Here is an 18,531-nt window from a genome sequence, read left to right on the forward strand (position 1 = left end):
GTGTTCAATCTGTAGGACGACAGCTCGCTGGCTCCTACAGAAAAACCACAAAAAACCGGCAGCGAGCCGGTTTTTTTGTGCCACGCAGAATGCCTTACAGGCTGTCGGCGTTCTCGGCCAAATACTTGGCCACACCTTCCGGCGAGGCGGTCATGCCTTTGTCACCTTTCATCCAGTTGGCCGGGCACACTTCGCCATGCTCTTCGGTGAACTGCAGGGCATCGACCAGACGCAGCAGCTCGTCCATGTTGCGGCCCAGCGGCAGGTCGTTGACGATCTGCGAACGCACAACGCCATTCAAGTCGATCAGGAACGCGCCCCGGAAGGCCACGCCGTCTTCGGACTCGACGTCATAGGCCTTGCAGATTGCGTGATTGATGTCGGCCGCCAGAGTGTACCTGACCGGGCCAATGCCGCCCTTGTCTACCGGGGTATGGCGCCAGGCATTGTGGGTGAAGTGCGAGTCGATCGACACGCCAATCACTTCGACGTTACGCTCGCGGAACTCGGGAATGCGGCGATCCAAAGCGATCAGCTCGGATGGGCAAACGAAGGTGAAGTCCAGCGGATAGAAGAACACCAGGCCGTACTTACCCTTGATTGCCGAGGACAGGCTGAAGCTGTCGACGATTTCGCCATTGCCGAGCACCGCAGCAACATCAAAATCAGGGGCTTTCTTACCGACGAGTACGCTCATTGAATATCTCCTTGAGTCATGGGGATCAGGTGCGAGCCAATTTAACCTTGAAGCCGCCTGACGGCAGCATGATGACAACGCCCGCACCACCAGGGCCGGCCATCATACACCGCGATTTTCAGCCTCGCCCACCGCTTTACCGACCCCCGGCCCGGGGCGTTTGACCCACCCCACCTCGACCGTTCGCCTGCGGCACAGGACTTAGAACGCCAGCCTGAAATATAGTTTTGACAAGCATTCTCATTAGCATTAGTATCCAACTCAACAACCACTGCCATGCGACGAGTCTTATTTATGTACGTCTGCCTCTGCGAAGGTGTCACCGACAACCAGATCCGCGACGCAATCTTTGCAGGTTGCTGCAGTTACCGTGATGTTCGCACGACCCTCGGTGTCGGCAGCCAATGCGGCAAATGTGCCTGCCTGGCCAAGCAAGTGGTTCGCGAAACCCTCAGCGAAGTGCAGAGCAGTCAGGTCGCCTTGGCCTATCCAGCGAATTTTGTCGCGGCCTGAGTCAGACGATGTAAAACAACCGGGCCTCGCGTCCGGTTTTTTATGTCCGCAATTCAAGAGCTTAGGCTCTGGATGCGGAGGAAAATCGTTCTTGTTAATATTTATTTCTGCCTAAATTTCAAATACTTAGATTTGACAGACGCTATTACCCGGCCCAAAATTTCCTATCAACTTTCCCAGCAAGGCAGCTCAGACCATGAAAGGCGATAAGAAAGTCATCCAGCATCTGAACAAGATCCTCGGTAACGAGTTGGTCGCCATCAACCAGTACTTCCTGCACGCACGGATGTACGAAGACTGGGGCCTGAAGAAACTCGGCGAGCACGAGTACCACGAATCCATCGACGAGATGAAGCATGCGGACAAGCTGATCAAGCGCATCCTCTTTCTCGAAGGTCTGCCGAATGTGCAGGATCTCGGCAAAATCCTGATCGGTGAAAACACCCAGGAAATGCTCGAATGCGATCTGAAGATCGAGCACAAGGCCCACATCGACCTGAAAGCTGCGATTGCCTACTGCGAAAGCACCGGCGACTACGCCAGCCGCGAGCTATTGGAAGAAATCATCTGCTCTGAAGAAGACCATATCGACTGGCTGGAAACCCAGTTGAGCCTGATCGATAAAGTTGGCCTGCAGAACTACCTGCAGTCGCAGATGGACGAGTAGCAGCCTGCTTGCTGCATGATAACGGGAGCCTCAGGCTCCCGTTTTTTATTCAAGCTCAGGGCCCGAATGAAACGACTTGCCGTGGCCTTGGCGAAAAATTCCGCGCACAAAAAACCCCGCCGCAGCGGGGTTTCTTTACAAGAAACCGACTCAGGCGTCAGTTTTTTGCATGGCGCTCTTGATCAGGGTCTGCAGCTCACCCTTCTCGAACATCTCGGTCACGATGTCGCTGCCACCAACCAGTTCACCGCCAACCCAGAGCTGCGGGAAGGTCGGCCAGTTGGCGTACTTCGGCAGATTGGCGCGAATTTCCGGGTTCTGCAGGATGTCGACATAGGCGAATTTTTCACCACAGGCCATCACGGCTTGTGCGGACTTGGAGGAAAAGCCGCACTGCGGGGCATTCGGCGAGCCTTTCATGTACAACAGAACGGTGTTGTTGGCGATCTGTTCTTTGATGGTTTCGATGATATCCATGGGGCACCTCTGGACTTAACTTCCCGACTCACGGGTCGGCACGATGGCGGCATTGTAACGAAAAGCCGAGCGCAATGCTTGGTCTTGGCCCGAAGGACCCCGTCGAGTGGATAAAAGGCCATTCGTGCGCACGACTCCGCGCATAGCGGTGCGCAATCCGGAGTCAGGCAGCGCAAACCTCGACCGGCACGCCGTTGAGCGCAGCATTGCCGGACAAGGCGTCAAGCTGGCGCTCGTCGGTCAGGTCGTTGGCGCTGGCGCCCGGCTGGGCACTGGCAATGGCCATCTTCACCCCAGGTCGCGCATGGCCCCAGCCATGCGGCAGGCTGACCACGCCGGCCATCATTTCCTCGCTGGCGGCCACTTCCACCTCGATGGCCCCGACCCGCGAACGCACCCGCACAACCTGACCATCGCTCAGACCACGCAGGGCCAGATCCTCTGGATTCATCAATAGTTGATGGCGCGGCTTGCCTTTCACCAGGCGGTGATAGTTGTGCATCCAGGAGTTGTTGCTGCGCACATGACGACGACCGATCAGCAGCAACTCACCCGCCTTCACCACGGGCTGCGCGGCGAAGCGCGGCAAGTCGCTCAGGAGCAAGGCCGGAGCGGCCTGCACCTGCTTTCCTGGAGTGTTCAAACGTTCGGCCAGGTTCGGCTTGAGCGGCCCGAGGTCAATGCCATGCGGGTGCTCACGAAGCGTGGCCAGGGACAGTTTGTACTCGGACTGGTCGCCATAGCGACCCGCGCGCAGGCCCAAATCGATCATCTGATCGGGCGCCATGGTCGGTTTCAGCTCAACGCCAATCTTGCTGGCGAAAGCCTTGGCCAGGCCAACGAAAACCTCCCAGTCATGCAGCGCACCGGCCGGTTTTGCCAACACCGGTTCGTTGAAGCGGCTGACGTTGCGCACGGCGAAGCTGTTGAAGGTCATGTCGTAGTGATCATGTTCCAGCGGTCCGGTGGGGGGCAGGATCAGGTCGGCGTAGCGGGTGGTTTCGTTGATATAGGGGTCGATGCAAAGCATGAACTCCAGGCCATCCAGTGCCTGTTCCAACTGACGGCCATTGGGAGTGGACAGCACCGGATTACCGGCGATGGTAATCAGCGCCCGGACCTGCCCATCGCCCGGGGTCAGCATTTCTTCGGCCAGGGCCGCCACCGGCAGCTCGCCGCCGTATTCCGGCAGGTCGGAGACGCGACTGCGCCAACGGTCGAAGTGGGTGGCGGAACTGCCCGTAGTCAGGTCGATGGCGGCCTCGGTGCACAGCACCCCGCCCTCGCGGTCGAGGTTGCCGGTGACCAGATTGATCAACTGGATCAGCCAATGGCAAAGCGTGCCGAAGGCCTGGGTGGACACCCCCATGCGGCCATAGCACACCGCCTTGTCGGCAGCGGCGAAGTCGCGGGCCAACTGGCGAATGGTGTCGGCTGGCACACCGCAACGCGTGCTCATGGCTTCGGCAGTAAAGCCGGCGATGGCTTCACGGGCTTCGTCCAGGCCGGCGGCCGGCAGATGGCTGGCGCGCGTCAGGCCCTCTTCGAACAAGGTATTGAGCAGGCCGAACAGCAGCGCGGCGTCCTCGCCCGGGCGCACGAATACATGCTGGTCGGCAATTGCCGCCGTCTCGCTGCGCCGCGGATCGACCACCACCACCTTACCGCCGCGCGCCTTGATCGCCTTCAGGCGTTTCTCAACATCCGGCACGGTCATGATACTGCCGTTGGAGGCCAGCGGATTGCCGCCGAGGATTAGCATGAAGTCGGTGTGGTCGATATCCGGGATCGGCAGCAACATGCCGTGACCGTACATCTGCAAACTGACCAGGTGATGCGGCAGTTGGTCCACCGAGGTGGCGGAGAAGCGGCTGCGCGTTTTCAGCAGGCCGAGGAAATAATTGCTGTGGGTCAGCAACCCGTAGTTATGCACACTGGGGTTACCGTGGTAGATGGCCACGGTATTGGCGCCACGCCGCGCCTGGATATCGCTGAGGCGCTCGGCAACCAGGGCAAAGGCCTCTTCCCACTCGATTGCCTGCCATTCGCTGCCAACACGGCGCATCGGTTGACGCAAACGGTCCGGATCGTTCTGGATGTCCTGCAAGGCCACCGCTTTAGGGCAGATATGACCGCGACTGAAGCTGTCCTGGGCATCACCCTTGATCGAGCGGATCTGCGTTGAGCCGTCAGCTTGAGTTTCGGTTTCGATGGTCAAGCCGCAGATGGCTTCGCACAGATGGCACGCACGGTGATGGAGGGTCTTGGTCATGGCCTAGCCTCATATTCTTGTTCAATACAACCGCAATGGTCGGCACGAACATGACTATGGAGACTGGAGGGGAACTGCGCCAGCAGCGTTCGTTTCATGAATCGGCCGGCATCATGCCGGCCGATTCAGGCGTGCAGACAACTAATCCTTAGCGGATAGCCGTCACGGTGCCTTTTTTGCCAGTCACTTTTACGTTGACGGTTTTGTAGACAAAGTAATCTTCAACGCTCACTTCGTAACGCGGCGCAACGATCAGGTCGGCACCCGAAGACATGACGGCTTTGTAAGCAGCTGCGGATTTTGCGGAAGCAACCGGGTCGATACCCAGTGCGAAACCACCCTCGCCACCACCGTAAGTCACGCCATCGGCGAACTGAGTGTCGCCACCCAACTTGATCACATTGAACAAGATGTTCACCGAGGATTGACCGGAGATGGTCTCACCTACTTTGACATCGGCCTTGAGGTTAGTCTCAACGGTGCCGTTCAACGGCGCGGTCGGTTGACTAACGTTCTGGCTGGCACAGCCAGTCAACAGGGCGAGGGCAGAGAAAGCGGCGGCGTAGGCTACGTGTTTCATGTGAAACTCCTTGTGTATAACATTCCATGGGAACCCCATTGCGGGGTAATGCATTACCTGCAAAAGGCGCGGGCATCCTAGAAGCCAGGCATCCCCTGGGCAAGCACAGATGTCAAAAATGTGACATCTCGCACAACGAATGAGGTAAATGCTTACACGGCACCGACTTATCCATGACCGACCGGACAATTTGCGCATGCTCGTCATTTCCTTATAAGATCGCGCCCTCCCCGTTTCGTCGCACTGTGCGGCTTCCAGCCGCAGGTTCTGCCGTTTTCTCTGTTTATCCGGCCCTTGAACCTGCGCCCTGCTGTCAAAAGGTAGTTAACCATGAGCGCAAGACACTTTCTCTCGCTGAAGGACTGCACACCGCAAGAACTGGTGAGCCTGATCCGCCGCGGCATGGAGCTGAAGGACTTGCGCAACCGTGGCGTGCTGTTCGAGCCGCTGAAGAACCGCGTGCTGGGGATGATTTTCGAGAAGGCCTCGACCCGTACCCGTCTGTCCTTCGAAGCCGGGATGATCCAACTGGGCGGCCAGGCGATCTTCCTCTCGCCCCGCGACACTCAACTCGGCCGTGGCGAACCGATCGGCGATGCGGCCATCGTCATGTCGCGCATGCTCGATGCGGTGATGATCCGTACCTTCGCCCACAGCACCCTGACCGAGTTCGCAGCGAGTTCGCGAGTGCCGGTGATCAACGGCTTGTCCGACGACCTGCACCCCTGCCAACTGCTGGCCGACATGCAGACCTTCCACGAGAAGCGCGGCAGCATCAAAGGCAAGATCGTGGCCTGGATCGGCGATGGCAACAACATGTGCAACTCCTATATAGAAGCCGCGCAGCAATTCGACTTCCAACTGCGCGTAGCCTGTCCCGAAGGCTATGAGCCGCACCCCGAATTCCTGGCTCAGGCCGCGGATCGGGTGACGATTTTCCGCGACCCGCGCGAGGCGGTAGCCGGCGCGCATCTGGTGAGCACCGATGTCTGGGCCTCGATGGGCCAGGAGGAAGAAATCGCCGAGCGCCTCAAGTTGTTCACCCCGTATCAGGTCAATCGCGCCCTGCTCGATGCCGCCGCCAAAGACGTGCTGTTCCTGCACTGCCTGCCAGCCCACCGTGGCGAGGAAATCAGCGAAGACCTACTCGACGACCCGCGTTCGGGGGCCTGGGACCAAGCGGAGAACCGTCTGCATGCGCAAAAGGCCCTGCTCGAGTTCCTGGTCGAGCCGGCGTACCACCACGCATGAGCCACCCCCTGCTGCTGAATTTGCGTGACTTGAGCTGCGGCTACCCCGAGCACAAGGTGGTGCAAAACCTCCACCTGCACCTCAACGCTGGCGACATCGGCTGCCTGCTCGGCCCCTCAGGCTGTGGCAAGACCACTACCCTGCGTGCCATTGCCGGCTTCGAGCCGGTACTCGAAGGCGAGATCCAACTGGCCGGCGAGGTGATCTCCCGCGCCGGTTTCACCCTGGCGCCAGAGAAGCGCCGGATCGGCATGGTGTTCCAGGACTACGCGCTATTCCCACACCTGAGCGTGGCGGAAAACATTGCCTTCGGCATTCGTCAGCAGGCCAACTGCGAACGCATCACCGGCGAACTGCTGGAGCTGGTCAAACTCAGCCACCTGAGCAAGCGCTATCCCCACGAGCTGTCCGGCGGCCAGCAACAACGTGTGGCCCTGGCCCGGGCTTTGGCCCCGGAGCCACGCCTGCTGCTGCTCGACGAACCCTTTTCCAACCTCGACGGCGAGCTGCGCCGACGCTTGAGCCACGAGGTTCGCGAGATCCTCAAAGCCCGCGGCACCAGTGCGATTCTGGTGACCCATGACCAGGAAGAAGCCTTCGCCGTCAGCGATCATGTCGGCGTCTTTCATGAGGGTCGACTACAGCAATGGGACACCCCGTACAACCTCTACCACGAACCACTGACCCCCTTCGTCGCCAGCTTCATCGGCCAGGGCTACTTCATTCGCGGCCAGTTGCTCAGCCCGGACACGGTGCAGACCGAGCTGGGCCTGATTCGCGGCAACCGCGCCTATACCTGGGCGAGCGGCAGCGCAGTGGATGTGCTGCTGCGCCCGGACGACATCGTCTACGCCCCAGACAGCGAGCTGAAAGCACTGATCGTCGGCAAGACCTTCCTCGGCGCCGCTACCCTGTATCGCCTGCAGCTTGCTACTGGAAGTCTGCTGGAATCGCTGTTCCCCAGCCATGCCGACCACCGCACTGGCGAACACGTCGGCATTCGCGTGGCAGCCGATCACCTGGTGGTGTTCCCCGTCCCTGGCAGCATCGCCGCCCACATCAACCTCGGCGACTCCAGCGTGCGCCGCTACAGCAGCGCCAGCTGAGTCCGAACCAGAACGCTTAGGGCGTCCATATACCCCTACGCTACGGGCTCAGGCTGTTAGTCCTCGCTCAAGTACAAGCGTCCGCTGGCCACCAACAGCGCCTGACCGGCGATCTTGACCCGCTCCCCCTCAAGCCGGCAGTGCAACTCGCCGCCACGGGCCGAGCACTGGTAGGCACTCAGTTCAGTCTTGCCCAAGCGCTCTGCCCAATAGGGCGTGAGCATGCAATGGGTCGAACCGGTGACCGGGTCTTCATTGATACCGATTGCCGGGGCGAAGTAACGCGAGACAAAATCATGCCGTTCGCCTGGCGCCGTGACCAGCACACCCAAACCCGGCAACTCGGCCAGGGCTGGCAAATTCGGCTCGAACGCACGCACCGCGGCTTCCGACGCCAGAATCACCAGCAGTTCCTGAATGCCCTGCTGGCCTTGCAGCGCCAATAGCCCTTGCACCGGCATGCCTATGGCCTGCTCGACCTGCGCGGTCAACTCACAGGGCTCGGCCCTGCGCAGCGGGAAATCCAGCACCAGCCTGCCCTCCTCGCGACTCACCCGTAGCGCGCCAGACAAGCACGTAAAGTCGATGTGCTCACCCGGCTCGGCATAGCACTCGAACAGCACATGGGCACTGGCCAGGGTAGCGTGCCCGCACAACGGCACCTCGGCGAGCGGGGTAAACCAGCGGATATGCCAGGCAGCACCCTCCTTCAGCAGAAACGCGGTTTCCGCCAGATTGTGTTCCGCGGCAATCTGCTGCATCAGGGCGTCGCTGAGCCAGCTATCCAGGCGATAGACCATGGCCGGATTACCGGCGAAAGGGCGATTGGTGAAGGCGTCGACCTGATGGAATTCGAGTTGCATGGGTGAAGCTCCTGGCATGTGATACGGCTAGCATGCCGTGGCCGCCTGCATTGCACCCGCTACAGTCGCCCCGGATAAAGGCATTACAGCTGCACTGTATCAATGCGCAACGAACAGGGACGGTGCGTAGATTGATCGCGAAAGGTTATTAAAAAAACAACTAAAACTATAAATATCATGCGCTTGTAAATTATGGCACGCCATCTGCTTTGACCAGCTTCGGTCAGCACAATGGCGTGTCTGCCACACATCCGACAACGACGTCACGGCGCCCCGCTCATCTTTGAGCCGCGGGCACTGTGACGTTTTTTTTTGCGATTTTGGCCCATATAGGAAGCATGCCATGCGCCCGATAACGCTCTCCATCTTGTCCCTGGCCATCGCCAGCAGCACCTTCAGCCACGCCGCCTTCGCTACCCAACCGTTGAGCACGCTGATCACCGAAGGCAAACCGATCCTCGACCTGCGCTACCGCTACGAGCACGCCGACCAGGACAACGCGCTGAACAACGCCAACGCCCAGACCCTGCGCACCCGCGTCGGCTTCCAGAGCGGCAAGTGGTACGGCCTCTCCGCCCTGATCGAGGCGGACAACGTCAGTCGGATCGGTGACGCCAGCTACAACAGCACGCGCAACGGCCAGGGCGACTACTCGGTGGTCGCCGATCCGGAAGGCAGCGAAGTCAACCAGGCCCTGCTGCGCTATGACCACAGCCTGGGCAGCGCGGTCGTTGGCCGCCAGCGCATCAACCTGGACAACCAACGCTTCGTCGGCGGCGTCGCCTGGCGGCAGAACGAGCAGACCTATGACGGTGTGCTCGGCCAGCTCAAACCGCTGGACGGCCTGACCCTGACCTACGCCTACATCGACAACATCAACAGTATCTTCGGCCCCGGCAACGGCCGCTTCGACACGGCGGGCAACCCAGCCAACATCGAAGGCCACAGCCACCTGCTGAATGCCCAGTACGTGGTCATGCCCGAGCTGATCGCCACCGCCTACCAGTACCGCCTGGGTCTGGATAACCTGGCGCTGGGCAATCAATCGAGCCAGACCAGCGGTGTACGCCTCAATGGTGCCATCGCGGGAGTCAGCTATGCCCTGGAATACGCCCAGCAGAAGGATTACGCAGACAACCCGCTGGAACTGGACAGCGATTACTACCTAGGCGAACTGGGTTACACGATCAAGGGCATCGCGCTGAAAGCCGGTTACGAAGTGCTCGGCGGCGACGCAGGACCAGGCAACCGCGCCTTCCAGACCCCGCTGGCGACCAAGCACGCTTTCCAGGGCTGGTCCGACATCTTCCTGCTGACCCCGGCCAATGGTGTCGAGGACGCTTACGTCGGCTTTACTGCCCCCCTGCTCGGCGGCAACCTGGCGGCCTGGTACCACGACTTCAGCGCCGAACAGAGTAACGGCCAGTACGGCGCTGAAATTGATGTTTCCTACGCCCACCCGATTCCCGGCGTGAAGGGCCTGGTCGGCCTGGTGAAATACGCCAGCTATGATGCCGCTGAGTTCTCTGTGGATAGCGACAAGTTCTGGGCGCAACTGCAATACAGCTACTGACGACCCGGCCCCGCTGTGCGGGGCCTTTCCCGTGGATCTGCTGCAGTTATGCGCTGCCTGGATGACCCTAGCGTCCGGTAGGAGCGGCTTGAGCCGCGAACTGCGCGGATATCCCCTCCGCTCACCACAGCGCAGCGCAGGCAGACCACGGCCTTGCGCTTGCGCCCGCGCCGCCAGTCGTCGCGGGCCTCAAGGAGATGTTCCCATGCTCAATCCCATTATTGCCGGCCTGCTGTTCGGTCTCGCCCTGCTCAGCCCGCCGAGCTGGGCGGCCATCAACGCCGCCGAAGCGATGAACCTGTCCGGCATGCAGCGCATGCTCAGCCAGCGTATCGCCAAGACTTACCTGATGATCGGCGCCGAGGTGCGCCCGGACCGGGCCGAACAGCAGCTCGACCAGAGCATCGCCAAATTCGAGAGCAACTACCTGGCCCTCGGCGAATACGCCCCCACCGCACAGATTCGCAGCGCCCTGGAGCACGCCGGCAAGACCTGGCAGCGCTACCGCGAACTGGCACTGTCACGTCCGGACAAACAGCAGGCGCTGGTCATCCTGGAACTCAGCGACCAACTGCTGGCGCAGAGCGAACAGGTGGTGCAACTGCTCGAGCGCCACAGCGGCGGGCAAAGCGCCCGCCTGGTCAACCGCAGCGGCCGCCAGCGCATGCTCAGCCAGCGCATCGCCAAACTCTACCTGGCCATGAGCTGGCGCCTGCCGGTCGCCGGTCTGGAGCAGTCGTTCAATCAGGCGGTGGCAGAATTCGACCAGGCCCTGCAGGAGCTGCAGCAGGCCAGACAGAACACCCCGGCCATTGCCAAGGGCCTGCAGCAGGCCGAAGCGCAATGGCGCTTCACCCGCGCCGGTTTCAATCTCTCCAGTGACTCGCGCTTCGTGCCGACGGTGATCGCCACCACCAGCGAAACCCTGCTGTGGCAGATGAATGAGCTGACCAGCCAGTATGAAAGGGTGATGCTGGCGGGCTCCTGAGCTGGTCGGCGGCTGGTTTCGGGGATAGGCACGACGGCCGATGTACAGGGCCTGTGGGACCGTGAATGACGCTTGATCCAGCCATCAATGCCGAGGGTGGATGATAGAGCTGTCATCCACCCAGATTCCGTAGTCCGGGTGCAATCCGAGAAGCTAGTTGCCCGAGCCTGCGGCTCTTATCCGTATATGGACTGGGCGACATTGCCCCCTCAGCCCTCGCTACGTACCCGTTGCACGGCATCCAGCCAGCCGTGATACAGCTTGCTGCGGTGCTCGGGGTCCATCCGTGGATCGAAGCGCTGCTGGCGCTGCCAATGCCCAGCGATCTCGTCGAGGTCGCGGTACACGCCGGCCTTGAGTCCGGCCAGATAGGCCACCCCAAGGGCAGTGGTTTCGGTGATCTCGGGCCGTTCGACCGGCACCCCGAGAATGTCGGCGAGAAACTGCATGACCCAGTTGTTTTCCACCATGCCGCCATCCACCCGCAGCGCGCTGGGTTCGGCGGCGCCGTCCTGGCGCATGGCCTCGAGCAGGTCGCGGGTCTGGTAGCAGACCGATTGCAGGCCGGCGGTGACGATCTCCTTGATCCCGGTATCGCGGGTCAGACCGAAGATCGCGCCGCGCGCCTTGGGGTCCCAGTAAGGCGCACCCAGGCCGGTAAACGCCGGCACCAGGTAGACTCCGCAGGCATCGCCGGTCTGTTCGGCCAGGGCCTCGCTGTCACGCGCATGGCTGATCAGCTTGATGCCGTCGCGCAGCCACTGCACCGCCGCGCCGGCGACGAAGATGCTGCCCTCCACCGCGTAGGTGACCTTGCCATCCAGGCGGTAGCCGACGGTGGTGAGCAAGCGGTTTTTCGAGGCTACCGGAGTGGCGCCGGTGTTCTGGATCATGAAACAACCGGTGCCGTAGGTGCTCTTGACCATACCCGGCTGGAAACAGGCCTGGCCAATCAGCGCGGCCTGCTGGTCGCCGGCCATGCCCAGCACCGGAATAGCCGCGCCGAGCAGTTCGGCCTCGAGGGTGCCGAACTCTGCCGCGCAGTCCAGTACCTCGGGCAGCAGGCTGGCCGGAATCTCCAGCAGCTCAAGCATCTGCGCATCCCATTGCTGGGTGTGGATATTGAACATCAGGGTGCGCGAGGCATTGGTCGCGTCGGTCTTGTGCGATTTACCGCCGGTCAGGCGCCACAGCAGGAAACTGTCCACCGTACCGAAGCGGAGTTCGCCACGTTCGGCCCGCTCACGCGCGCCGGCCACGTTATTCAGCACCCAACGCAGCTTGGTGCCGGAGAAATAGGGGTCGATCAGCAGGCCGGTATTGGCCGTCACCACCGCCTCATGGCCGGCGGCCTTGAGTTCGGCACAATAATCGGCGGTGCGCCGGTCTTGCCAGACGATGGCCGGATAGATAGGAATGCCGGTTGTGGCGTCCCAAACCAGGGTGGTCTCACGCTGATTAGTGATGCCGATAGCGGTGATCTGGCTGGCCTCAAGACCACTCTGGGCCAGCGCCTCACGGCACACCTGCAGAGTGCTCTGCCAGAGTTCCTCGCCGTCATGCTCGACCCAGCCGTCCTGCGGGAAGTACTGCTTGAATTCCTGCTGCGCCCGCGCCACCGGCAAGCCCTGGGCGTTGAAGACGATGGCGCGGCTGCTGGTGGTGCCTTGGTCGATTGCGAGCAGGTAATCGGACATGCGGATTTCCTTGTTGTTATGGCAGTTGCAATTGAAGCGGAGTGTGTGGCGGTCGGGCCGCGCAGGCTGAGCGGCGTGAAGCCCAGCACGTTGCGGCGCGACTCACTGCCGGCCGATGGCCGCGAATGGCGCCTGGGTCAGTTGCGCCAGCACCTCAGCCGCCAGTTCCACCTCCAACCCGCGCCGCCCGGCGCTGACGAAGATGCTCGGATACTGTTGCGCCGATGCGTCGATGAATGTGCGTAGACGCTTTTTCTGCCCCAGCGGACTGATCCCGCCGAGCAGGTAGCCGGTGGCACGCTGCGCGGCATTAGGTTCAGCCATGTCGGCCTTCTTCACCCCGGCGGCCTGGGCCAGGGCTTTCAGGTCGAGGCTGCCGGCCACCGGCACTACTGCCACCAGCAACTCGCCTTTTTCAGTCGCGGCGAGCAGGGTCTTGAACACCCGGGCCGGCTCGAGATTGAGTTTTTCCGCCGCCTCCAGACCATAGGACGCGGCCTTGGGATCATGGCTGTAATTGTGTACCCGGTGGGCAGCCTGGGCTTTTTTCAGCAGGTCGATGGCAGGAGTCATGTTCGAATGTGAAAACAATCTGATGAAGTCTGCGTACCTTAGCCGAAAATTTACCGAACGACAGCCTATAATGCCGTGCACAACAAGGATCGCCCCCATGACCCTGGCACCACGCCAACACGACATTCTCAACCTCGCCCGCGAACGCGGCTACGTCAGTATCGACGAACTGGCCCAGGCGTTTGCCGTCACCCCGCAGACCATCCGCCGCGACATCAACCAGCTGGCCGAGCAGGGCTTGTTGCGGCGCACCCATGGCGGCGCCGCCAGCGAAGCCTCGAGCACCCAGAACACCGCTTACGCCATGCGCGCCGGGCAGATGCGCGAGGAGAAGCAACGCATTGCCGAGGCCATCGTCGCGCATATCCCCGACCACGCCTCACTGTTCATCAACATCGGCACCACCACCGAGGCGATTGCTCGCGAGCTGCTCAAACGCAAGGGTTTGAAGGTCATCACCAACAATCTGCACGTCGCCGCCCAGCTCAGCACCAGGGCGGATTTCGAGGTTCTAGTGGCGGGCGGCACGGTGCGCAGCGACGGCGGCGTGGTCGGCCAGTCGACGGTGGATTTCATCCAGCAGTTCAAGGTCGACTTCGCCCTGGTCGGCATCAGCGGCATCGATGAAGACGGTAGCCTGCTCGACTTCGACTACCAGGAAGTGCGGGTCTCCCAGGCCATCATCGACAACGCACGGCAAGTCTTTCTCGCCGCCGACTCGAGCAAGTTCGGGCGCAATGCCGTGGTTCGCTTGGGCTCGATCACCCTGGTCGATCGAGTATTCACCGACGTAGCGCCTTCTGCGGCGATCAGCCGCCTGCTGGCCGAGAACAAGGTGCATCTGGACCTGGCCTGAGCAACCCTGAAAAACGCTCGCCGACTGCGCTCGATATATTCACAACCCCTGAGCACGGCAACCCATCCCCAAGAAAACTTCACGACCACTCGGCACGAAAGCGCGCTTTGGGGTGGCGAAGCTGTGCATATTCGACTAGCATATTTTCGAAACTGAACATCAATAAGTTCACTTTCGACTTTACGGTGCTGCCATGCCTACGCTCTCCAACCACACTGCCCCTCTCGCCGAAGTCTACGATCTGGCGGTCGTGGGCGGCGGCATCAATGGCGTCGGCATCGCTGCCGACGCGGCCGGTCGCGGCCTGTCGGTGTTCCTTTGCGAAAAGGACGATCTGGCCGAGCACACTTCCTCGGCCAGCAGCAAGCTGATCCACGGCGGCCTGCGCTACCTCGAACATTACGAATTCCGCCTGGTACGCGAAGCCCTGGCCGAACGCGAAGTGCTGCTGGCCAAGGCGCCGCATATCGTCAAGCCGTTGCGTTTCATCCTGCCGCACCGTCCGCACTTGCGCCCGGCCTGGATGATTCGCGCCGGCCTGTTTCTCTACGATCACCTGGGTAAGCGCGAGAAGCTGCCGGGCTCGCGCAGCCTGAGTTTCGGCGCGGGCAGCCCGCTGAAGGCCGAGATCACCCGCGGCTTCGAATATTCCGACTGCTGGGTCGACGACGCCCGCCTGGTCGTGCTCAACGCCATGGCCGCTCGCGAACAGGGCGCCCATGTGCACACCCGCACCCGTTGCGTCAGCGCACGGCGCAGCAAGGGCTTGTGGCATATCCACCTGGAACGCGCCGATGGCAGCCTGTTCTCGATCCGCGCCCGCGCCCTGGTCAACGCCGCCGGCCCCTGGGTGGCACGCTTTATCCGCGAGGATCTCAAGCAGGATTCGCCCTATGGCATTCGCCTGATCCAGGGCAGCCATATCATCGTGCCCAAGCTGTTCGACGGCGAAGAGGCCTACATCCTGCAGAACGAAGACCGCCGCATCGTCTTCGCCATCCCCTACCTCGACCGCTTCACCCTGATCGGCACCACCGACCGCGAATACACCGGCGACCCGGCCAAGGTGGCGATCAGCGATGAGGAAACCGCTTATCTGCTGCAGGTGGTCAACGCCCACTTCAAACAGCAACTGAGCCGCGACGACATCCTGCACAGTTTCGCCGGGGTGCGGCCACTGTGCGACGACGAATCCGACCAACCTTCCGCCGTCACCCGCGACTACACCCTGGCGCTGTCCGGCCAACCGGGCGAGGCGCCGTTGCTCTCGGTATTCGGCGGCAAGCTGACCACCTACCGCAAATTGGCGGAGTCGGCACTGGCGCAATTGGCGCCGCACTTCCCGCAGATGAAACCGTGCTGGACCGCCACTGCCCTGCTCCCCGGCGCGGAAAACCTGGAAAGCCAAAGTGCCATGGTCGAAGCCCTGTGCGCACGCTGCGGCTGGCTGCCGACCGCCCTCGCCCGGCGCTGGGCCAGTTGTTATGGCAGCCGCAGCTGGCTGCTGCTCGAGGGCGTGCAACAACAGAGCGACCTCGGCGAACACCTGGGTGGCGGCCTGTATGCACGCGAAGTGGATTACCTGTGCCAGCACGAATGGGCCATCGACGCCGCCGATATCCTCTGGCGGCGGACCAAGCTGGGGTTGTTCATGACGCCCTCACAGCAGGCGCGTTTGAGCCGCTACCTGGGCGTGCATGCGCCGCACAGCCCGGAAGATGCCCACGCCATCTGATTGCCTGCGAGTCCTGAATTGCAGTTCCCTTTGCCCCGCCGATCGCCCGAGACGCGGGGCTTTTTTTCGACGCGAATTATTGGGGACGCCAGTCGCGCAGGAACGCAGCGGACAGTCCGTCTGTTGTGCCGGATGCAGCCAGACGCTGGGGGATGGCTTCGCGAGAAGCCCCGTTCTCAGGGCGCAGATGATCCGCTCAGCCGTCCTTGGCCCTGCCCCGCGCTACAACTGCGCCCAATGCCCATCCTGGCGATGCGCTCGTAAATGCGGCAGCACCGCCGCCAGCAACGGCTCCTTGAACGCCTCCTGGAACCGATGGGCCAGGCCGGGAATCAGCTTCAGCTCACTGCCCTTGATATGCGCGGCGACATGCACGCCGTGCATCACCGGCAGCAGCGGATCGGCGGTGCCGTGCACCACCAGGGTCGGCACGCGCAGACGGTTGAGCAGTTCAACCCGGCTCGGTTCGGCGAGGATCGCCAGCAACTGGCGCTCCACCCCCGCTGGATTGAAGGCGCGGTCGTAGGCGATCTCGGCCTGTTGCAGCAGCGCTCGGCGATCATCGCTGACCAATGGACTGCCAAGGGCGGCGAGCAGATCAGCTTGCTGTTCCAGCGCCACTTCGCGGTTTGGCGCCTCGCGTTCGGCCAGCAAGGCCAGCAATGCCGGATTTGGCGCCGGCAGGCCCTGGGCGCCGGAGCTGGTCATGATCAGGGTCAGGCTCTGCACCCGTTCGGGGGCCAGGTCGGCCAGATGCTGGGCGATCATCCCGCCCATGCTGGCGCCGAGCACATGGAACTGGCGCACGCCGAGGGCATCCATCAGGCCGAGGGCATCGCCGGCCATGTCACGTAGGCGGTACGGCGCCGACACCGACAAACCGACCCTATAGCGCAGCGCCTGGTAGACGAGATTGGCCGGCGGCGCAGCCTGAACCCAGGTGCTCAGGCCGACATCGCGGTTATCGAAGCGAATCACCCGCAAGCCCTGCTGGCATAGGCGCGCGACCACCTCGTCCGGCCAATGGATCAACTGCCCACCGAGTCCCATGACCATCAGCAGCGCCGGATCGCTGGCGCGGCCGATGCTTTGATAGGCCAGTTGCACCTCGCCCATTTCGACCTTGACGGTCGGCACCCGGACATCACAACGTTCGCTGGCAAAAACAGGCAAGCCGCAAAGCAGAGCGGCAAGAAAAATCAACACACGCATAGAAACACCGAAACGCAGAACCCCATTGAGACGCGAGTTTGCTGACATTCAGGCGAGCGCGCTGCCACACAAGCATGACAATTTGATGAATCTTGCCGAGCGGTGGCTATCCGGCCACGCTCACTGCGGCAAGCCGAAATCCGCTTTCGGCCTGCCCGTCAGGTTGCCTGACGCATAGCTATCAGGTTTGCGGCAGGGCTTCGGCGCAGGGTAGCGGTGCGCGCTTCTGCACGGAGCGATACAGCAGGCTGGACACCATAAAACCTATCACCGCCAATATGCTCATCAAGGAGAAGACATAGGTGTAGCCCTGCTGACCCGGGAAGTGATCGAGGATCGAGCCATAGATGACATAGGCAAACATGCCGGGGGCATAACCGATCAGGCAGCCGATACCGAAGGCCGAGCCGGTGATATGCGGGGCGATCCCCACCTCACTCATGGGCGCCCAGAACACGCCACGCATGGTGAACACGATCAAGGCGAAGGAGAGCGTGGCGGCCATGCCGGCGTAGATGAAACTGTTGCCCTTGGGGATCAGCATGATTAGCGCCATGGCCGGCAGCAGCGCCAGGAATGCCCACTTCAGGTAATGACTCGAACTCTTCAGGCGCTTGTCCGCCATGTAGCCGCCCGCCGGCCCGCCCAGCACCTTGAGGAAGTACTGGTTGATGATGCCGTATGCACCGACCAGCGCCACCGGCAACTCGTACATGTCCTTCAGGTAGGGGATGAAATAGGTCAGGCCGCAGTAGACGATGTAGACCATGAACACGTTGAAGCTGACCAGCCAGACGCCCGGTACGCGCACCGCTTCGAGCAGCCCGGAGAGGCTGGAGCGCTGAGTCGCGGCCGGCCGCTGCGCGCTGTCACTGAGCAGGAACCAGGTAAAGATACCGGCGAGAATATCGACCAACGCATAGAACAGGATGGCCGACTTCAGGCCCGTCTCACCCGAACCCATGGCAACAAACACCCCCAGGGCAGAGAAAGCCACCAGGGTGTCGACTACCCCGCGCCCGCCTTCGAGCAAGCCGAACATGCGGCCCTGTTCCTGATCATCGCCCAGGTTGCGAATGGCCTTGAGCAAGGAGGGCCAGAAGATGCAGTCGGCGCAGATCGCCAACAGGCTGAAGACGATCAGCAGCTTGTCGAAACCGGGAAAGGTCGCCAGGTACAGGCCCAAACTACCGGTACCAATCAAGCCCAGGGGAATCAGTTTGCGGGTATCGAAACGGTCGGCGAGCATGCCGCCGACCACGAACAGGGCGGTAGCGACAATGGCGTTGGCGCTCAAGAGCGTACCGATTTCGGTGTGGCTCAGCCCCATAAACTCCTGCATGGGCACATAGAAGGCGTCCTTGAGGCTCGCCAGCTTATAGATAGTCCCGCCACCGAGGACCAGAACCAGGAATCGCAGCCATTTGGCTTTGGCTTCTGCTGTCATTGTTGTTCTCCACAGAATGATTGT

Annotated in this window: 17 protein-coding genes; 8 read left to right on the plus strand and 9 right to left on the minus strand. The window is 61.6% G+C overall.

The features are described 5' to 3' along the window. Positions 1-94: 94 nt before the first annotated feature. Positions 95-697, minus strand: a complete 603-nt coding sequence (locus VCJ09_RS17250) for a peroxiredoxin (RefSeq protein WP_324731330.1) — start codon at positions 695-697, stop codon at positions 95-97. 294 nt (positions 698-991) lie between these two features. Here VCJ09_RS17250 and VCJ09_RS17255 point away from each other — a divergent pair, with 294 nt between their 5' ends. Together VCJ09_RS17255 and bfr are read left to right on the plus strand one after the other, a co-directional pair. Next, complete coding sequence (locus VCJ09_RS17255; protein ID WP_079202763.1) at positions 992-1,210, plus strand: bacterioferritin-associated ferredoxin; 219 nt, start codon at positions 992-994, stop codon at positions 1,208-1,210. 196 nt (positions 1,211-1,406) lie between these two features. Beyond that, entirely contained in the window at positions 1,407-1,877 is a 471-nt protein-coding gene (bfr, locus tag VCJ09_RS17260; RefSeq protein ID WP_079202764.1) for a bacterioferritin, read from the plus strand. A 150-nt stretch (positions 1,878-2,027) separates the two neighbouring features. Here bfr and grxD read toward each other — a convergent pair whose 3' ends face one another. The 3 genes from grxD to VCJ09_RS17275 form a co-directional block, all read right to left on the minus strand. Then, entirely contained in the window at positions 2,028-2,354 is a 327-nt protein-coding gene (gene grxD / locus VCJ09_RS17265) for a Grx4 family monothiol glutaredoxin (RefSeq protein ID WP_079202765.1), read from the minus strand. 163 nt (positions 2,355-2,517) lie between these two features. Beyond that, a complete protein-coding gene (locus VCJ09_RS17270; protein ID WP_324731331.1) occupies positions 2,518-4,626 on the minus strand; it encodes a molybdopterin oxidoreductase family protein in 2,109 nt (702 codons plus the stop codon). 148 nt (positions 4,627-4,774) lie between these two features. Continuing rightward, complete coding sequence (locus VCJ09_RS17275; protein WP_324731332.1) at positions 4,775-5,206, minus strand: hypothetical protein; 432 nt, start codon at positions 5,204-5,206, stop codon at positions 4,775-4,777. 330 nt (positions 5,207-5,536) lie between these two features. On the opposite strand from VCJ09_RS17275, the gene argF reads away from it, so the two are divergent. Further along, on the plus strand, positions 5,537-6,457 hold the full coding sequence (gene argF / locus VCJ09_RS17280) for an ornithine carbamoyltransferase (RefSeq protein WP_324731333.1): 921 nt from the start codon (positions 5,537-5,539) through the stop codon (positions 6,455-6,457). Further along, entirely contained in the window at positions 6,454-7,563 is a 1,110-nt protein-coding gene (locus tag VCJ09_RS17285) for an ABC transporter ATP-binding protein (RefSeq protein ID WP_324731334.1), read from the plus strand. The genes argF and VCJ09_RS17285 overlap by 4 nt, the downstream gene beginning before the upstream one ends. 56 nt (positions 7,564-7,619) lie before the next feature. On the opposite strand, the gene VCJ09_RS17290 is transcribed toward VCJ09_RS17285, so the two are convergent. Then, positions 7,620-8,426 (minus strand): PhzF family phenazine biosynthesis protein, encoded by an 807-nt coding sequence (locus tag VCJ09_RS17290; RefSeq protein WP_324731335.1) that lies wholly within the window; start codon positions 8,424-8,426, stop codon positions 7,620-7,622. Positions 8,427-8,769: 343 nt separating this feature from the next. Here VCJ09_RS17290 and VCJ09_RS17295 point away from each other — a divergent pair, with 343 nt between their 5' ends. Beyond that, positions 8,770-9,999, plus strand: coding sequence for a hypothetical protein (locus tag VCJ09_RS17295; RefSeq protein WP_324731336.1), 1,230 nt, complete (start codon positions 8,770-8,772; stop codon positions 9,997-9,999). A gap of 205 nt (positions 10,000-10,204) precedes the next feature. Beyond that, positions 10,205-10,987, plus strand: a complete 783-nt coding sequence (locus VCJ09_RS17300; RefSeq protein ID WP_324731337.1) for a type IV pili methyl-accepting chemotaxis transducer N-terminal domain-containing protein — start codon at positions 10,205-10,207, stop codon at positions 10,985-10,987. Between the two features lie 209 nt (positions 10,988-11,196). Here VCJ09_RS17300 and glpK read toward each other — a convergent pair whose 3' ends face one another. Together glpK and ybaK are read right to left on the minus strand one after the other, a co-directional pair. Further along, positions 11,197-12,684, minus strand: coding sequence for a glycerol kinase GlpK (gene glpK / locus VCJ09_RS17305; RefSeq protein ID WP_324731338.1), 1,488 nt, complete (start codon positions 12,682-12,684; stop codon positions 11,197-11,199). Positions 12,685-12,786: 102 nt separating this feature from the next. Beyond that, the gene (ybaK, locus tag VCJ09_RS17310; protein ID WP_324731339.1) at positions 12,787-13,257 is read right to left on the minus strand and encodes a Cys-tRNA(Pro) deacylase; all 471 of its coding nucleotides are present in this window, start codon (positions 13,255-13,257) and stop codon (positions 12,787-12,789) included. Positions 13,258-13,354: 97 nt separating this feature from the next. On the opposite strand from ybaK, the gene VCJ09_RS17315 reads away from it, so the two are divergent. Next, positions 13,355-14,113: a DeoR/GlpR family DNA-binding transcription regulator gene (locus VCJ09_RS17315; RefSeq protein ID WP_324731340.1), complete on the plus strand. Its 759-nt coding sequence runs from the start codon at positions 13,355-13,357 to the stop codon at positions 14,111-14,113. A 193-nt stretch (positions 14,114-14,306) separates the two neighbouring features. Then, positions 14,307-15,848, plus strand: a complete 1,542-nt coding sequence (glpD, locus tag VCJ09_RS17320) for a glycerol-3-phosphate dehydrogenase (RefSeq protein ID WP_324731341.1) — start codon at positions 14,307-14,309, stop codon at positions 15,846-15,848. Between the two features lie 222 nt (positions 15,849-16,070). On the opposite strand, the gene VCJ09_RS17325 is transcribed toward glpD, so the two are convergent. Further along, a complete protein-coding gene (locus VCJ09_RS17325; protein WP_324731342.1) occupies positions 16,071-17,060 on the minus strand; it encodes an alpha/beta fold hydrolase in 990 nt (329 codons plus the stop codon). A gap of 181 nt (positions 17,061-17,241) precedes the next feature. After that, complete coding sequence (locus VCJ09_RS17330) at positions 17,242-18,507, minus strand: MFS transporter (protein ID WP_324731343.1); 1,266 nt, start codon at positions 18,505-18,507, stop codon at positions 17,242-17,244. Positions 18,508-18,531: the final 24 nt, after the last annotated feature.

The sequence above is a fragment of the Pseudomonas paeninsulae genome (assembly GCF_035621475.1).
Lineage (GTDB): Bacteria > Pseudomonadota > Gammaproteobacteria > Pseudomonadales > Pseudomonadaceae > Aquipseudomonas > Aquipseudomonas paeninsulae.

Excerpts from the sequence above, each read along its gene's own strand:
- VCJ09_RS17325 (WP_324731342.1), bottom strand. The coding sequence starts at position 17,060 with ATGCGTGTGTTGATTTTTCTTGCCGCTCTGCTTTGCGGCTTGCCTGTT.
- VCJ09_RS17300 (WP_324731337.1), top strand. The coding sequence starts at position 10,205 with ATGCTCAATCCCATTATTGCCGGCCTGCTGTTCGGTCTCGCCCTGCTC.
- VCJ09_RS17285 (WP_324731334.1), top strand. The coding sequence starts at position 6,454 with ATGAGCCACCCCCTGCTGCTGAATTTGCGTGACTTGAGCTGCGGCTAC.
- VCJ09_RS17315 (WP_324731340.1), top strand. The coding sequence starts at position 13,355 with ATGACCCTGGCACCACGCCAACACGACATTCTCAACCTCGCCCGCGAA.
- VCJ09_RS17275 (WP_324731332.1), bottom strand. The coding sequence starts at position 5,206 with ATGAAACACGTAGCCTACGCCGCCGCTTTCTCTGCCCTCGCCCTGTTG.
- VCJ09_RS17295 (WP_324731336.1), top strand. The coding sequence starts at position 8,770 with ATGCGCCCGATAACGCTCTCCATCTTGTCCCTGGCCATCGCCAGCAGC.
- ybaK (WP_324731339.1), bottom strand. The coding sequence starts at position 13,257 with ATGACTCCTGCCATCGACCTGCTGAAAAAAGCCCAGGCTGCCCACCGG.
- VCJ09_RS17270 (WP_324731331.1), bottom strand. The coding sequence starts at position 4,626 with ATGACCAAGACCCTCCATCACCGTGCGTGCCATCTGTGCGAAGCCATC.
- VCJ09_RS17255 (WP_079202763.1), top strand. The coding sequence starts at position 992 with ATGTACGTCTGCCTCTGCGAAGGTGTCACCGACAACCAGATCCGCGAC.
- VCJ09_RS17290 (WP_324731335.1), bottom strand. The coding sequence starts at position 8,426 with ATGCAACTCGAATTCCATCAGGTCGACGCCTTCACCAATCGCCCTTTC.
- argF (WP_324731333.1), top strand. The coding sequence starts at position 5,537 with ATGAGCGCAAGACACTTTCTCTCGCTGAAGGACTGCACACCGCAAGAA.
- glpD (WP_324731341.1), top strand. The coding sequence starts at position 14,307 with ATGCCTACGCTCTCCAACCACACTGCCCCTCTCGCCGAAGTCTACGAT.
- glpK (WP_324731338.1), bottom strand. The coding sequence starts at position 12,684 with ATGTCCGATTACCTGCTCGCAATCGACCAAGGCACCACCAGCAGCCGC.
- VCJ09_RS17250 (WP_324731330.1), bottom strand. The coding sequence starts at position 697 with ATGAGCGTACTCGTCGGTAAGAAAGCCCCTGATTTTGATGTTGCTGCG.
- grxD (WP_079202765.1), bottom strand. The coding sequence starts at position 2,354 with ATGGATATCATCGAAACCATCAAAGAACAGATCGCCAACAACACCGTT.
- bfr (WP_079202764.1), top strand. The coding sequence starts at position 1,407 with ATGAAAGGCGATAAGAAAGTCATCCAGCATCTGAACAAGATCCTCGGT.
- VCJ09_RS17330 (WP_324731343.1), bottom strand. The coding sequence starts at position 18,507 with ATGACAGCAGAAGCCAAAGCCAAATGGCTGCGATTCCTGGTTCTGGTC.